A 12,832-nucleotide genomic window follows, 5' to 3' on the forward strand; every position below is an offset into this window, starting at 1 on the left:
TTTCACGCTGCGGCAAGGCAGCCCTGCGGCGCCGAAAGCGGCTTCCCGCTTCGTAAAATGCCGTGTTAGAACCCCGCATCTCTTAAGGCTTAAGAACTGGCGGGAGCAAATGAAACATATCCTGGACGCCCTTGAAGACCGTCGTGCCGGTGCGAAGCTCGGCGGCGGCGAGAAGCGCATCGAGGCGCAGCACGCCCGCGGCAAGCTGACCGCCCGCGAGCGCATCGAGCTCCTGCTCGACAAGGGATCGTTCGAGGAGTTCGACATGTTCGTCGAGCACCGCTCCACCGAGTTCGGCATGGAGAAGAACAAGATCCCCGGCGACGGCGTCGTCACCGGCTGGGGCACCGTCAACGGCCGCAAGACGTTTGTGTTCGCCAAGGATTTCACGGTGTTCGGCGGGTCGCTCTCGGAAACCCACGCGCTCAAGATCACGAAACTCCAGGACATGGCGATGAAGGCGCGGGCGCCCATCATCGGCCTCTATGACGCGGGCGGCGCGCGCATCCAGGAAGGCGTTGCCGCGCTGGCTGGCTATTCCTACGTGTTCCGCCGCAATGTGCTCGCCTCGGGCGTGATCCCGCAGATCTCCGTCATCATGGGCCCCTGCGCCGGCGGCGACGTCTATTCACCGGCGATGACCGACTTCATCTTCATGGTGAAGAACACCAGCTACATGTTCGTCACCGGCCCGGACGTGGTGAAGACGGTGACCAACGAGGTCGTCACCGCCGAAGAGCTCGGTGGTGCCTCGGTGCACGCCACGCGCTCCTCGATCGCCGATGGCGCCTTCGAGAACGACGTCGAGACGCTTTTGCAGATGCGGCGCCTGATCGACTTCCTGCCGTCCAACAACACCGACGGCGTGCCGGAATGGCCGAGTTTTGACGACATCGGCCGGCTCGACATGTCCTTGGACACGCTGATCCCGGACAATCCGAACAAGCCCTACGACATGAAGGAATTGATCCTGAAGGTCGTGGACGAGGGCGACTTCTTCGAGATCGCGGACGCCTTTGCCAAGAACATCGTCACCGGCTTCGGCCGCATCGCGGGCCGCACCGTCGGCTTCGTCGCCAACCAGCCGATGGTGCTGGCCGGCGTGCTCGACTCTGACGCCTCACGTAAGGCCGCGCGCTTCGTGCGCTTTTGTGACGCCTTCAACATCCCGATCGTCACCTTCGTCGACGTGCCGGGCTTCTTACCCGGAACCGCGCAGGAATATGGCGGCCTGATCAAGCACGGCGCGAAGCTCCTGTTCGCTTACTCGCAGTGCACCGTGCCGCTGGTCACCATCATCACCCGTAAGGCCTATGGCGGCGCCTTCGACGTCATGGCGTCGAAGGAAATCGGCGCCGACATGAACTACGCCTGGCCGACCGCCCAGATCGCGGTGATGGGCGCCAAGGGCGCGGTCGAGATCATCTTCCGCTCTGACATCGGCGACCCCGACAAGATCGCCGCCCGCACCAAGGAATACGAAGACCGCTTCCTGTCCCCTTTCATCGCCGCCGAGCGCGGCTACATCGACGACGTCATCATGCCGCACTCGACCCGGAAGCGGATCGCAAGGGCACTTTCGATGCTGAAAGACAAGAAGGTGGAAACGCCGGCGAAGAAGCACGACAATTTGCCGTTGTAGGGGAGCGTAGGGCGGATTAGCGAAGCGTAATCCGCCGATCTTTTCGACATGCACGCGGCGGATTACGGCTGCGCCTAATCCGCCCTACAATCGGTATGCTCAATCCGATGACCGAAGACGATCCGACCGACGAGATTTCCGACATCGAAGATCGGATCGAGCGGCTTGCCGAGATCGCCGAGCGATGCCGGAAATACATCCTGGCATCAAAGATAGCGATCGGCAGCGGCGTGGCGCTGCTCTTGGTCACCATCCTCGGACTGTTCGGATTTGGTCAGACCGCCGCGCTCGGATCGATCGCGCTGGTGCTGGGCGGCATCGTCTCGCTCGGCTCGAACATCAGCACCTTGCGGCAGACGGACGATGCGATCGGTGCTGCGGAAGCGCGCCGTTCCGCGTTGATCGGCAGGATCGACCTGCGTGTGGTCGCCGATACACCGATGAAACTGATGTGACGCGCTGCCTTACGCGGCAGTCTTGAAAGACAGAACCTGCATTTCCGCGCGACATTGCGCGGCGAAGGCTTGAAGCCGTTCCGCGGTTTGCTGGTCGAGGATCGCCTTCGCCAGACGCTCGGCACGGGCTACTTGCTCTCTGAGATAGTCAATGCGGGCCATGTGTCACCTTCCGCCGTGGTAGTTTGAGGCAAATTGCTTCGTTCCAGTGGCCGTGAGCGTATGGCGAAGCCGCGGTTAATTATATGCGGTGGGTCACGCTCCGCGCGCCACATCCGCCGCCGCGAAATGCGCCATCTGGTCTGCGCGCGCCTTTGCGAATGCCGGACGGCCCGTTGCGCGCGCGACATAGGCGCGGCAGGCAGGGCTGTCGGCGAGCCCGTCGAAACGTTCGACGACGCGCAGCACGTCCGCCATCAGGATGTCGGCGACGGAGAAGGAGCCTGCCAGCCATTCGCGGTCGGCCAGCACCGTTTCCATGCGCTTCAAGCGAAGCTCGATGAAGTTGTCGAAGAATTTCGATCCTGGCTCGCCCATGAACTTCAGCATCGTCCACGGCAGGCTCGCCATCTCCACTGAATTGAGCGCGGCGAACACCCATTCCGTCGCCTCGCTGCGGTCGCTCGGATCGGCCGGCAGCAGCGCGTCGCTCAGTCCGCCGAGATGCAGCAGGATTGCGCCAGTCTCGAAGATCGAGAGATCGCCATCGGTCAACCATGGCGCCTGGCCGAATGGCTGGTGCGCCAGATGCGCAGGTCCGCGGTCGTCGAATGGCGTGCTGGCGACGCGATAGGACAAGGCAGCCTCTTCGAGCGCCCAGCGCACACGAAGGTCGCGTACATAGCCACGCGGCGGCGGGGGAACCCAGTCGTAGGTGATCAGGGTGAGGTCGGGCATGCGGTGTCTCCGTGCTGTCTCAAGCATAGGACGGACGGAGGCGGCGCGTTCCGACATGGGGGCGGAGTTTTTTTGCAGGATTCGTAGGGTGGATTAGCGAAGCGTAATCCACCAATGTCTGCTTCGCGGACGGAGGCATTTGCGGATTACGCTTCGCTAATCCGCGCTACGGACCTGTGTCACTGCCCGAGCTTCGCGAGCTTGCCTTGCTTTGCCGCCTCCACTGCGCGCTCGGCATCCTCCGGCAACAGAATCCGCTCCGCGACCTGCCGTGCCGCTTCGCGTCGTACCGCCGCAACATAAGCCCCATCATCCGCGTATCGCTCCGCGATGGACAGGCGCGTATCGTGCACTTCCTTCCGCGCGGCTTCTGTCGGTGCGAACGGCACCACCGCGCCTTGCAGCGGATAGAGCGCCGGCGGCCCGAACCCTGTCGCGCGCGGATTCCAGGCGGTGTAGGTCGCGCGCGGCACGGCAAGTGCGAGCTGGCGAATGCCCGCGATGGCCATGCCGTCATCGTCTGCCTTCGGCACGAACACGGGATAGCGGCCGATCTCCTTCGGCGGCAGCACGCTCTGGTCGGAGAAGGCGGTCAGCGTATGAATGCCGGCGTAGGGAAGGCCGGGAATGTCGGTCGGCACCGCGCCTTGCGCCGCGACCAGCGTGCCGTGGGCGCGCATGGGGACGCGGCTTGCCGGCGGTTTTGTGCCGTCGCTGATCCAGGCGTTGAGGTCGGTCAGCAGCGCGCGCATCGGTCCGCCCGCATGCATCGGGTTTTGCGGCAGCGACATCGCCGGCAGGCCCTTCTTCATCACATCAGTGGCTTCCGCGAAATGCGGCGTGCCCGCGATCATGTAGGCGCGGACGTTGTCGGGGAGGTCGAGGTGATTGCCGGCGAGGTCGGTCACCAGCAGCGAGGCGTGCGAGGCCCACCATTCATGCTCGCTGTCGGTCTGCATCACCTTGGGGCAGGTGGCCGAGAGCGAGCAGCGGCGCAGCACGCCATCGGTCTTGCCGGAATAGGGATCGCTCAGCGTCGCATAGGTGAAGGGGAAGAGATCGGCCTGCCACGCCGGGTCCTGCATGTGGCGCGGGTTGCGGCCGGGCTGGCCGAAGCGGACATTGGTCGCCATCCGCCGCGTGCCGGCGACATGCGGCATCAAGCCGTCGAACACCATGCGGCCCTGGAGATCCTCGTTGAAGCCGAGATAGAGGAAGTCGCGCAGGAAGCGGCCGGATTGCGAGACACCGAAACCGATGGCGCGGCTGACCGACGGATGCAGGCCGTCGAGCAGCGGGTTGGCCTGTGTCTCGTCATGGCGGAGGAAGCTGACGACGTCACGCACGGCGGCATAACCCATGCCGAGCGGCACCGGATCGCGCGCGGTGTAGGTGATCTCGTAGAGCGCGCCGGCGTCAAAGCCGTCGGGCCGGGTGATCTCCACGGTCGAGGGATCGACGAGCTTTGCGGCGAGGCCGGGCGGCGTCTGACGCGGATCGGCCCAGGCGGCGCGGACGGTGACGTTGAGGTTGGCGGCATCCGCCGCGGGCCAGGTCAGCGTCGCGCGCGCCGGGCTGGTTGTGGTGTCGAACACGAATTCTTCGCGCGCTGGGCCGGTGATGGTCTTGATGACAGGCGCGGTCATCGCGAGCTGCCCCGGCTTGGAGGGAATGTCGCCCTGCCAGCCAACCCAGACCATCGTGTAGCCCTGGCGGTGCAGAAATCCGATGCCGGCGTCATCGGCCTTGTCGGCATTGTTGGCGCCGGGCTGGGCGGAATCGTCGAACAGTTGCGGCGCGAGTTTTCTGCCGCGATTGGGCACGTCCAGCAACAGCGTGCCGTTGCCGTGGGCGGGATCGGTCGGGCGCAGGATCACGACGTCGGCGGTGGCCTCGACCTTGCCGTCGGCGTTGCGCGGCGCCAGCGCGAGATCGGTGATGACGGCGTTGCGGTCGTCGGCCGGGTTCAGTGCAAAGGTCGCGCGCGCGGTGATGCGCTCATAGGTGCCGACAGTGCCAAAACTGCGGCCGGTGAAGGCGGGCACGCGCTCCGTGATATCGAAGCGGACGATCTCGGCGCGCGAGGCGAGGGGGACAAGGCTGGCGATCGCGATGATGCCCGTGATGATCCTGCGCATGGCCGGTCCTTCCCTGCTGTCGCGCGATCGTCATGTTCCGTCGCGCGGGCTTTTTGTTGCCGGCACTATAACCAGCTATGCTGCGGCCAAACAACAGGAGGAAATCCGATGCCCGCCGCCTACTTCGTCGTCCGCGCCATCGTCACCGATGCCAAAAAGCGCGCCGCCTTCGACAGATGGTACGAGACCGAGCACGTCCCCGACGCGGTGAAGGCGTTCGGCGTCAGCAAAGCCTGGCGGTTCTGGAGCCTGGACGATCTCTCGCTGCACCAGGCGATGTATCAATTCGATGACGAGGCCAAGCTTCAGGCGATGCTGAAGGGCGACGCGCTGACAAAGCTCGTCGCCGATTTCAACCGCGACTGGCCCGAGGTGAAGCGCTCGCGCGAGACGCTGGTGCTGGCGCAGGAATTTAGCGGCTAGGCATGGCCCTGTAGCCCGGATGGAGCGCAGCGAAATCCGGGGTCTTCGCCGCGGCACGAATCCCGGATTGCGCTACGCTCCATCCGGGCTACGAAGCTGTCATCTTTGCAATGAACCTGAACGCGCGATTCAGCGGCAGTTCATGTCGCGAGCCCGACACTTCCTCTGCATCACCTAACCGATCAGAGCAGAGGACATGCCATGGAGCGCCGAAACTTTTTGAAACTTGCATGCGGTGTCGCGGCGGGAGCCGCCGCGTTCACCGCCGCCGCGCAGGCCGCGCCATTGGCGCCGCAACCGCTCGGCAATGGCGGCATGCCGCTCGCCAATCCTGACGCTCATCCCGCCGTCACCAGCAGCGAGGAAGCAGCCCAACTCAAGCCGGAGCAGGTGCACTGGCATGGCCACTGGCATCACCGTCATTGGGGCTGGCGCCGTCGTTGGCACCGCCGCCACTGGCGTCATTGGTAACGCCGCGGCTGAACTGAAAAAGGGGATCGCGATTGCGATCCCCTTTTTGCTATGGGCCAAGCCTCTTAACGAAAATGGCCGCGCAGGCTGATGCCGCGCGACCATTTCGCAAGTGCGAGAAATCAGAACGGACGGCAGCGGCCGGCGTACCAGCGGAAGCCATAGGGGCACACGCGCGGACGCACGACGACGACCGGCGGGGCGACGACGACCGGAGCGGGGGCGACGACGACCGCACGGCCCATCGGACGGCAGCCGCCATAGGGGCCGCGGTACCAGCCTGGGCCGCAGCCACCAGCGGCGCTTGCCGCTTCGCTGAAACCAACGACCGCGCTGGCGAGCATCACGGCGGCAAACAGATATTTCATATGGTCTCTTCCTTCTCGTCCTTGGGGCAAGTCTCTGGGGGCTGCGCGCTTGCGGCGCACAATGAATCAAAAGACACGATTCGACACGTTAAATTTAGGGAGATACGTGCCGGCACGGCGCGATCCAAACCTGCCAATCATGACCTGAATGCGGCATGAACATTTCGCGCGTACAGCCTCAGGCGACACGGATGGCGCTAGCGGCCGAGAAAGCCCAGCACCAGCTCCTTGTACTTCTCCGGCGCCTCCAGGAAGACGAGGTGGCCCGTGTCCGGAATGACTTCAGCCCGCGCATTCGGCATCTTCGCCGCGAACGCTTTTGCCAGCTCGGCGTTCTGCCCCATTTTTGCGCGCAGTGCCTCCGGCGCATTCGGCCGGCCCGGCGCGTTGTGGTCGTCCGCGCCCATGATGAACAACGTCGGCTCGGTAATGAGCGGAATCTCGTGCGCGACCGGCTCGCGATAGATCATCTGGCCGGATGAGACGAAGGCGCGCAGCCAGCGTGGATAATCCGGGCTGCCCTTGATGTTGAAGCGGGCATCGATGAACGGCGTGATCGCCTCAGGCGGCAGCTTGATCGCGTAATTGGTCTGGAGCTGTTTTCGGTAGCCGTCGGCGGTGAGCTTGTCCTCGCTCTCGATGATCTTCTCGGTCGGCGTCGGCGGCACGTAGAGGCGATAGTCTTCGAGGCCGATCGGCGCGGTCAGCACCAGATGCGCGACGCGATCAGGGTAGGCGCGGGCGATGCGCACGCCCAGCATGCCGCCGAGCGAATGCGCGACGACATCGGCCTTGTCGATCTTGAGATAATCGAGCAGCGCGATGGTGTTGCGCGCCAACGTGTCGAAATGCAGTTCGCCGGTGGGCTTCGACGATTTGCCGAAGCCGATCTGGTCCGGCACCACGACACGATAACCGGCGTCGTTGAGCATCTTGATGACAGGCGCCCAATAGCTCGACGGAAAATTGCGTCCGTGTAGCAGCACCACGGTGCGGCCGTTCGGCTGCGCAGGTGCTGCGTCCATATAGGCCATGCTGAGCTGCTCGCCGTCATTGACGACCGGCAGCAAGTGCACGGGATAGGGATAGGCAAAGCCTTCGAGCGCGATGCCGTAGGGCTCGCGTTGGGGTGTGTCGGCGGCACGGGCGGTGAGTGGGGAAGCGAGCAGGACCGCGGCGAGGGCGGCCGGAAGGATGCGGATCATGGAGGTCTCTGACGGGTCACGGAATGACCGTTCGCATAACCGCGTGGATGGCCGGGTCAAGCCCGGCCATGACGAGAGTCCATATTCACACGCAAACGTGTGATCAGTCCTTGCCGCTGCCGAACAGCGCCGCAAACTGCTTCTCGCCGGTGCGGGTGAAATTCACCACGCGGCTGCCGGGGGTGGCGTCGCGCGCCGCCCATTTCAGCTCGGCGAAACGCTGCATCATGGCGGCGCCGAGCGTGCCGGCGAGGTGGTGGCGCCGCTCGCTCCAGTCGAGGCAGGCCTTGCAGACCGGGCGGCGCGGATGGCTGAGCATATCGGGCGAGATCTGCAGATTCCTGGCGAGGAAGCGCTCGCCTCCGGCGGTCAACTCGATGTCCTGCTTCTTCTGCCTGACCAGGTTTCGCGTGCGCAGCGAATCCAGCATCTGCACGCCGAGATCGCCAGCGAGATGGTCGTAGCAGATCCGCGCGCGCCGCAGCGCCGGATCCTTCGGCCCGGTGCGTACGCGCATATGGCCGGTGCGTGCGGCAAGGCCGGCAAGTCCTTCGAGCACACCGGCGACGTCGTCGTCGGTGAGGCGGTAGTAGCGGTGACGGCCCTGCTTCTCCGGCTCGAGCAGTCCGCCGGCCTCGAGTTTTGCCAAATGCGAGCTCGCTGTCTGCGGCGTGATGCCGGCTTCCTGTGCGAGCTCACTCGCGGTCAGCGCGCGGCCGTTCATCAGCGCCGTGAGCATGTTGGCGCGGGCGGGGTCGCCGACCAGCGCGGCGACCATGGCGATGTCGGGTCCTGATTTCATGCTTCGATGGTAGCCGAAGCATTGTGGTCGGGCAAGGGCGTAGCGTGTTGCTGCAAACACGTCATTGCGAGCGAAGCGAAGCAATCCAGATGCTTCAGCGGCGACGGTATTGCTCGCGCTTTTCGCAATGGAAACTCAGGGAGCCCATCATGTCCGTCACCGTCTTCATCCGCTACCAGCTCGATCCCTTCAAGCGCGCACAGTTCGAGGACTATTCAAAACGCTGGCTCACCATCATCCCGAAATGCGGCGGCGACCTGATCGGCTATTTCATGCCGCATGAGGGCACCAACAACATCGCGTTCGCGCTGATCACCTTCGAAAGCCTTGCGGCCTATGAGGCCTATCGTGCGCGGCTGCGGCAGGATGCCGAAGGCATGGCGAATTTCCATTTCGCCGAGGACAACAAATTCATCCTCGCGGAGGAGCGCACCTTCCTGCGCAAGGTGGTAGTGTAGGCCAGCAACGATTGAGGAGCCGCCCATGATCGCCGTGATCTTCGAAGTCTGGCCCAAGCCGGAGCATCGCCAGGACTACTTCGACCTCGCGGCCGATCTGAAGCCAGCCTTGCAAACCATCGACGGCTTCATCTCGGTCGAGCGTTTTGAAAGCCTGACCGAGAAGGGCAAGCTCCTGTCGCTGTCATTCTGGCGGGATGAGACCGCCGTCCAGGCCTGGCGCAACACGATGGAGCACCGCCGTACCCAGGCCAAGGGCAGGGCAAAAATATTTGCCGACTATCATCTGCGCATCGCCAGCGTCATCAGGGACTACGGCATGAACGATCGCGACGAGGCGCCGAAGGACAGTCGCGCGGTGCACGATGCGCACTAGCGCGGCCGGGCGCGCAGCCCTATGTCTGCGCAGCCAACAAGGGAGAGAAACATGCATGTGACAACTGCTGACAAGCGCGCGACATTCAGGAAGATGCACGAGAGTGGCTGCTTCATCCTGCCCAATCCGGTCGATGTCGGCAGCGCCAAGGCGTTGCAGCATCTCGGTTTCAAGGCGCTTGCGTCGTCGAGCGCGGGCTTTGCCTGGACCATCGGCAAGGCCGACAACCGCGTCACCGTCGAGGATGTCTGTCAGCATCTGGCAGCACTGAGCTCTTCCGTCGACATTCCCGTGAATGCGGATTTCGAGGGCGGTTTCGCGGTTGAGCCGGACAAGGTCGCCGACAATGTCGAGCGCGGCGTGCGCACTGGCGTTGCGGGCCTGTCGATCGAGGACTCCACCGGCGACAAGGACAAGCCGATCTATGAGCGCGCACTCGCGGTCGAGCGCATCAAGGCCTCGCGCAAGGCGATCGGCGATAGCAACACGCTATTGGTCGGCCGCTGCGAGGCCTTCCTCTGGGGCGTCACCGAACTCAAGCTCGTCATCGACCGGCTCACCGCTTACGCGGATGCCGGTGCCGACTGTCTCTACGCGCCCGGCCTGAAGACGCGCGAGGACATCGCGGCAGTGGTAAAGGCTGTCGCACCAAAACCGTTCAACCTGCTGATCGGCGGCTCCGGCCTGTCGTTGAAGGAAGCCGAAGATCTCGGCGTGCGCCGGATCAGCGTCGGCGGTTCGCTCGCCCGCGCCGCCTGGGGCGGCTTCATGCGCGCGGCAAAGGAGATGGCGGAGAAGGGGACGTTTGGCGAGCTCGCCGGCGGCTATCCCGGCGGCGAGCTCAACAAGATGTTCAGCTAGAGCATGATCCGGAAAAGTGTGCAGCGGTTTTCCGGAAAGATCATGCTCAAACAATAAAGCCCAAATGAAAAGCGGCGGGACCTTTCGATCCCGCCGCTGTTGCAACGTGTTGTAAATCGTTACTTGGCGCCGTCAGACGGCGGAGCCGGATCCGGCTTTGCCGCAGGCATATCCGGAGCCGGTGCGGCCGGCTTGCTCGGCGCAGCACCCGTCGTCATGCCCGGCTGGGCGTTGTTGCGCGGCGTTACGTCACGCATGCCGGGAGGCGCGGCCGGATTGGCCGGAGCCGTCTGCTGCGCGGTCTGCGTTGTCGGCGTAGTGCTCGCCTGGTTACCCGTGCTGCTATTGTTCAAGCCATAGAACACGGCGCCCAGCACCAGGGCGACAGCCACGGCGAATAGCGCGACCTTGCCGCTGGAGGCGGGGCCTTCGCCCAACTCGGGATCGACCTGAAAGTCGCCATCCCGGCGCGCCGCGCGAAGGTACTCATCGTCGGCGAGGTTCGGGCGATACGGATCGTTGGGAAAACGGTCGTCAGCCATCATTGGTCTCCTCGTTTATTGCGGCCTGACAACCCCGAGGTGCGAGATTCTGTTCCGCGCCCCTCATGCTTTCGTCGCATGTTGTCCCGGCGACGGGAATCGGGAACCTGTTCACCCGGGAACCGCGGACGTAAGTTCCAGGGCGGGAATGAGGGAACAAAGCGATGTGGAGCCTGCCGCCGAGCGATAGCGTGCTGCATCTTCTGGCGCTGGTCGCCTTGACCGCGCAGGGCATGACGGCGGCGCTCGCCGCCGGCCGCCGCAGCATGGATTACGTCGGCGTCTGCCTGCTCGGCAGCATCACCGCGCTCGGTGGTGGCACGCTGCGCGACTTGTTTCTCGGTCACTATCCGCTGGCCTGGGTCGCGAACCCGATCTATCTCGTCCTGCCGGGCGCAGCGGCGCTGGTGACGATCCTGTTCGCACACCTCGTGCACCGGCTTCGACTAGCCTTCATCGTGCTCGATGCCATCGGCCTCGTCGTCTTCACCATGACCGGCTGCGACGTTGCCTGGCAGATGGATGCCACGCTGCCCATCGTCATCGTCTCCGGCATGGTGACGGGCTGCGCCGGCGGCGTGCTGCGCGACGTGCTCTGCAACGATGTGCCGCTGCTGTTTCGCTCTGAACTCTATGCCAGCGTCTCGGTGGTGACGGGGCTGTTCTACGCGACCGCCTTCGGCCTCAATCTCAACGCCGAGCTCTGGACCATTTTGACCTTTGTTCTAGGCATCAGCTTCCGCCTGCTCGCGGTGCGCTACAAATGGGAGATGCCGAAGTTTGTATTCACGGGAGATGAGGAGAAGTAAGGCTGACGTCGTCTCACTCCATCCACGAGGGAGACAGCTACGGCCCTTGCCCGCGCGCCTTCGCCACCTGCGCCGGCGTCACCAGCGGGCCGGCGTTGCCCCAGGAATTGCGGATGTAGTTCGTCACCGCGGCGATCTCGTCATCGGACAATTGCCTGGCATAGGGCGGCATCTCGCCGGTGTTCGGCGCCCGCGGCGTCGTCACGGTGTGGGCGCCGTCGAGGATGATGCGCAGGGTCGAGGACGGGTTGATCGACTGCAGCAGCGCATTCCCCGGCAATGGTGGATAGATGCGCGGCGCGCCGGAGCCGTCGGCTTCATGGCAGGCGATGCAGAATTTTGCGTAGACGGCCTGGCCCGCCTTCATCTCGGCCTCGTCAGGCGGCGTCACCTTCGACTCGCGCCGTACCGGCGGCATGTCTTTCAGATACGCTGCCATGGCACGCACATCGGCATCGCTCATTTTCGAGGTCGAATTGACGATCACCTCCGCCATCGGCCCGTCGGCATGGCTCCTGGCGTTGCGACCGCTCTGCAGATATTCGGTGATGTCGTCGGCACTCCACGACTGTAACCCGGTGCGGGTGGCGCCATCGAGCCGCGGCGCATACCAGCCGCCGAGGTCGCCGCCCGACAGCGCCTGCGCGGTCTTGTCGGCGCCAAAATAGTTCTTCGGCGTGTGACAGGCGCCGCAATGGCCGAGCCCGGTGACGAGATAGCCGCCCCTGTTCCACGCCGCGCTCTTGCTCTGGTCCGGCTCGAACAGGCCGGGCGTGAAGAACAGCAAGTTCCAGGCCCGCATCAAGCCGCGATAACCGAACGGCCAGCGCAGCTCCGGCGGCTTGTTGCGGCTCATGACCGGCGCGAGCGTGCCGAGATAGGCGCGGATCGCCAGCGTGTCGTCCTTGGTCATCCGGGTGAAGTAAGGGTAGGGGAAGGCCGGGTAATAGAGCGAGCCATCCGGTGCGGTGCCGGTGCGTACCGCGCGGGTGAAATCGGCATCCTGCCAGGCGCCGATTCCGGTGTCGCGGTCCGGCGTCAGGTTCGGCGCGTAGATCGCGCCGAAGGGCGTGTCGATCCGCTTGCCGCCTGCAAAGGGTTTGGCGGGATCGGCGGTGTGGCAGCCCGCGCAGTCGCCGGCCTCGACCAGCGTCTTGCCGTAGGCGATCAGCTCGGGCGACGGCTCGGCAGCGAGCGCCGCACTCGTAACCGCACTGCACAAGACCAAACCTACCAGAGCCTGGCCAGCCAGAATCCTCCGCATCGTCGACCCCCTTGCTGCGACTCATCAGCCCATTCGCATCATACGGGCGTCACGTCGTTTCGCGACGCAGGGCTATGGTGACACAAATTGAAAATCGCCCATGCCTTTCGGGCCACGAAAT

At 64.4% G+C, this 12,832-nt stretch carries 17 protein-coding genes; 9 read left to right on the forward strand and 8 right to left on the reverse strand.

Translation table 11 applies throughout. The features are described 5' to 3' along the window. The first annotated feature begins 109 nt into the window (after window positions 1–109). Together FXB40_RS35630 and FXB40_RS35635 are read left to right on the forward strand one after the other, a co-directional pair. Window positions 110–1,642, forward strand: coding sequence for an acyl-CoA carboxylase subunit beta (locus tag FXB40_RS35630; protein WP_148776961.1), 1,533 nt, complete (start codon window positions 110–112; stop codon window positions 1,640–1,642). A gap of 107 nt (window positions 1,643–1,749) precedes the next feature. Next, complete coding sequence (locus FXB40_RS35635; protein ID WP_148776962.1) at window positions 1,750–2,097, forward strand: hypothetical protein; 348 nt, start codon at window positions 1,750–1,752, stop codon at window positions 2,095–2,097. 9 nt (window positions 2,098–2,106) lie between these two features. Here the strand turns inward: FXB40_RS35635 and FXB40_RS48315 are convergent, their stop codons facing one another. The 3 genes from FXB40_RS48315 to FXB40_RS35645 all read right to left on the reverse strand — a co-directional run bounded on the left by FXB40_RS48315 (window position 2,107) and on the right by FXB40_RS35645 (window position 5,132). Beyond that, window positions 2,107–2,259, reverse strand: coding sequence for a hypothetical protein (locus FXB40_RS48315; RefSeq protein WP_187437376.1), 153 nt, complete (start codon window positions 2,257–2,259; stop codon window positions 2,107–2,109). A 93-nt stretch (window positions 2,260–2,352) separates the two neighbouring features. Continuing rightward, window positions 2,353–2,994: a glutathione S-transferase family protein gene (locus FXB40_RS35640; RefSeq protein WP_148776963.1), complete on the reverse strand. Its 642-nt coding sequence runs from the start codon at window positions 2,992–2,994 to the stop codon at window positions 2,353–2,355. A gap of 179 nt (window positions 2,995–3,173) precedes the next feature. After that, window positions 3,174–5,132 carry an alpha/beta hydrolase domain-containing protein gene (locus tag FXB40_RS35645; RefSeq protein WP_148776964.1) on the reverse strand — a complete coding sequence of 653 codons (1,959 nt, stop codon included), beginning with the start codon at window positions 5,130–5,132 and terminating at the stop codon, window positions 3,174–3,176. A gap of 108 nt (window positions 5,133–5,240) precedes the next feature. On the opposite strand from FXB40_RS35645, the gene FXB40_RS35650 reads away from it, so the two are divergent. The 3 genes from FXB40_RS35650 to FXB40_RS48320 all read left to right on the forward strand — a co-directional run bounded on the left by FXB40_RS35650 (window position 5,241) and on the right by FXB40_RS48320 (window position 6,117). Further along, window positions 5,241–5,555 carry a hypothetical protein gene (locus FXB40_RS35650; protein WP_148776965.1) on the forward strand — a complete coding sequence of 105 codons (315 nt, stop codon included), beginning with the start codon at window positions 5,241–5,243 and terminating at the stop codon, window positions 5,553–5,555. Window positions 5,556–5,756: 201 nt separating this feature from the next. After that, window positions 5,757–6,026, forward strand: a complete 270-nt coding sequence (locus FXB40_RS35655; RefSeq protein ID WP_148776966.1) for a twin-arginine translocation signal domain-containing protein — start codon at window positions 5,757–5,759, stop codon at window positions 6,024–6,026. Continuing rightward, on the forward strand, window positions 5,956–6,117 hold the full coding sequence (locus tag FXB40_RS48320; protein ID WP_187437398.1) for a hypothetical protein: 162 nt from the start codon (window positions 5,956–5,958) through the stop codon (window positions 6,115–6,117). The genes FXB40_RS35655 and FXB40_RS48320 overlap by 71 nt, the downstream gene beginning before the upstream one ends. A 31-nt stretch (window positions 6,118–6,148) precedes the next feature. On the opposite strand, the gene FXB40_RS35660 is transcribed toward FXB40_RS48320, so the two are convergent. The 3 genes from FXB40_RS35660 to FXB40_RS35670 all read right to left on the reverse strand — a co-directional run bounded on the left by FXB40_RS35660 (window position 6,149) and on the right by FXB40_RS35670 (window position 8,401). Then, entirely contained in the window at window positions 6,149–6,394 is a 246-nt protein-coding gene (locus tag FXB40_RS35660; protein ID WP_027535705.1) for a GCG_CRPN prefix-to-repeats domain-containing protein, read from the reverse strand. A 197-nt stretch (window positions 6,395–6,591) separates the two neighbouring features. Further along, window positions 6,592–7,599: an alpha/beta fold hydrolase gene (locus FXB40_RS35665; RefSeq protein ID WP_148776968.1), complete on the reverse strand. Its 1,008-nt coding sequence runs from the start codon at window positions 7,597–7,599 to the stop codon at window positions 6,592–6,594. A gap of 103 nt (window positions 7,600–7,702) precedes the next feature. Beyond that, window positions 7,703–8,401, reverse strand: a complete 699-nt coding sequence (locus FXB40_RS35670; RefSeq protein WP_187437377.1) for an ArsR/SmtB family transcription factor — start codon at window positions 8,399–8,401, stop codon at window positions 7,703–7,705. 149 nt (window positions 8,402–8,550) lie between these two features. Between FXB40_RS35670 and FXB40_RS35675 the strand changes: the two genes are divergently transcribed. Genes FXB40_RS35675 through FXB40_RS35685 form a run of 3 tightly spaced genes read left to right on the forward strand, consistent with a single transcriptional unit; the run spans window position 8,551 to window position 10,096 of the window. Then, window positions 8,551–8,859 (forward strand): NIPSNAP family protein, encoded by a 309-nt coding sequence (locus FXB40_RS35675; RefSeq protein WP_148776970.1) that lies wholly within the window; start codon window positions 8,551–8,553, stop codon window positions 8,857–8,859. Window positions 8,860–8,884: 25 nt separating this feature from the next. After that, window positions 8,885–9,235 (forward strand): antibiotic biosynthesis monooxygenase family protein, encoded by a 351-nt coding sequence (locus FXB40_RS35680; protein WP_148776971.1) that lies wholly within the window; start codon window positions 8,885–8,887, stop codon window positions 9,233–9,235. 51 nt (window positions 9,236–9,286) lie between these two features. Then, window positions 9,287–10,096 (forward strand): isocitrate lyase/PEP mutase family protein, encoded by an 810-nt coding sequence (locus FXB40_RS35685; protein WP_148776972.1) that lies wholly within the window; start codon window positions 9,287–9,289, stop codon window positions 10,094–10,096. A 119-nt stretch (window positions 10,097–10,215) separates the two neighbouring features. On the opposite strand, the gene FXB40_RS35690 is transcribed toward FXB40_RS35685, so the two are convergent. Beyond that, window positions 10,216–10,638: a hypothetical protein gene (locus FXB40_RS35690; protein ID WP_148776973.1), complete on the reverse strand. Its 423-nt coding sequence runs from the start codon at window positions 10,636–10,638 to the stop codon at window positions 10,216–10,218. A gap of 164 nt (window positions 10,639–10,802) precedes the next feature. On the opposite strand from FXB40_RS35690, the gene FXB40_RS35695 reads away from it, so the two are divergent. Next, window positions 10,803–11,447, forward strand: a complete 645-nt coding sequence (locus tag FXB40_RS35695; protein WP_148776974.1) for a trimeric intracellular cation channel family protein — start codon at window positions 10,803–10,805, stop codon at window positions 11,445–11,447. 37 nt (window positions 11,448–11,484) lie between these two features. On the opposite strand, the gene FXB40_RS35700 is transcribed toward FXB40_RS35695, so the two are convergent. Next, complete coding sequence (locus FXB40_RS35700) at window positions 11,485–12,711, reverse strand: c-type cytochrome (RefSeq protein ID WP_148776975.1); 1,227 nt, start codon at window positions 12,709–12,711, stop codon at window positions 11,485–11,487. Between the last annotated feature and the right edge of the window lie 121 nt (window positions 12,712–12,832).

The sequence above is a fragment of the Bradyrhizobium rifense genome (assembly GCF_008123425.1).
Lineage (GTDB): Bacteria > Pseudomonadota > Alphaproteobacteria > Rhizobiales > Xanthobacteraceae > Bradyrhizobium > Bradyrhizobium rifense.

Bases quoted from the DNA above. Each gene is read 5' to 3' on its own strand.
- FXB40_RS35665 (WP_148776968.1), bottom strand. From the start codon at position 7,599: ATGATCCGCATCCTTCCGGCCGCCCTCGCCGCGGTCCTGCTCGCTTCC.
- FXB40_RS35670 (WP_187437377.1), bottom strand. From the start codon at position 8,401: ATGAAATCAGGACCCGACATCGCCATGGTCGCCGCGCTGGTCGGCGAC.
- FXB40_RS35675 (WP_148776970.1), top strand. From the start codon at position 8,551: ATGTCCGTCACCGTCTTCATCCGCTACCAGCTCGATCCCTTCAAGCGC.
- FXB40_RS35660 (WP_027535705.1), bottom strand. From the start codon at position 6,394: ATGAAATATCTGTTTGCCGCCGTGATGCTCGCCAGCGCGGTCGTTGGT.
- FXB40_RS35680 (WP_148776971.1), top strand. From the start codon at position 8,885: ATGATCGCCGTGATCTTCGAAGTCTGGCCCAAGCCGGAGCATCGCCAG.
- FXB40_RS48315 (WP_187437376.1), bottom strand. From the start codon at position 2,259: ATGGCCCGCATTGACTATCTCAGAGAGCAAGTAGCCCGTGCCGAGCGT.
- FXB40_RS35640 (WP_148776963.1), bottom strand. From the start codon at position 2,994: ATGCCCGACCTCACCCTGATCACCTACGACTGGGTTCCCCCGCCGCCG.
- FXB40_RS48320 (WP_187437398.1), top strand. From the start codon at position 5,956: ATGGCCACTGGCATCACCGTCATTGGGGCTGGCGCCGTCGTTGGCACC.
- FXB40_RS35700 (WP_148776975.1), bottom strand. From the start codon at position 12,711: ATGCGGAGGATTCTGGCTGGCCAGGCTCTGGTAGGTTTGGTCTTGTGC.
- FXB40_RS35630 (WP_148776961.1), top strand. From the start codon at position 110: ATGAAACATATCCTGGACGCCCTTGAAGACCGTCGTGCCGGTGCGAAG.
- FXB40_RS35645 (WP_148776964.1), bottom strand. From the start codon at position 5,132: ATGCGCAGGATCATCACGGGCATCATCGCGATCGCCAGCCTTGTCCCC.
- FXB40_RS35685 (WP_148776972.1), top strand. From the start codon at position 9,287: ATGCATGTGACAACTGCTGACAAGCGCGCGACATTCAGGAAGATGCAC.
- FXB40_RS35695 (WP_148776974.1), top strand. From the start codon at position 10,803: ATGTGGAGCCTGCCGCCGAGCGATAGCGTGCTGCATCTTCTGGCGCTG.
- FXB40_RS35655 (WP_148776966.1), top strand. From the start codon at position 5,757: ATGGAGCGCCGAAACTTTTTGAAACTTGCATGCGGTGTCGCGGCGGGA.
- FXB40_RS35650 (WP_148776965.1), top strand. From the start codon at position 5,241: ATGCCCGCCGCCTACTTCGTCGTCCGCGCCATCGTCACCGATGCCAAA.
- FXB40_RS35690 (WP_148776973.1), bottom strand. From the start codon at position 10,638: ATGGCTGACGACCGTTTTCCCAACGATCCGTATCGCCCGAACCTCGCC.
- FXB40_RS35635 (WP_148776962.1), top strand. From the start codon at position 1,750: ATGACCGAAGACGATCCGACCGACGAGATTTCCGACATCGAAGATCGG.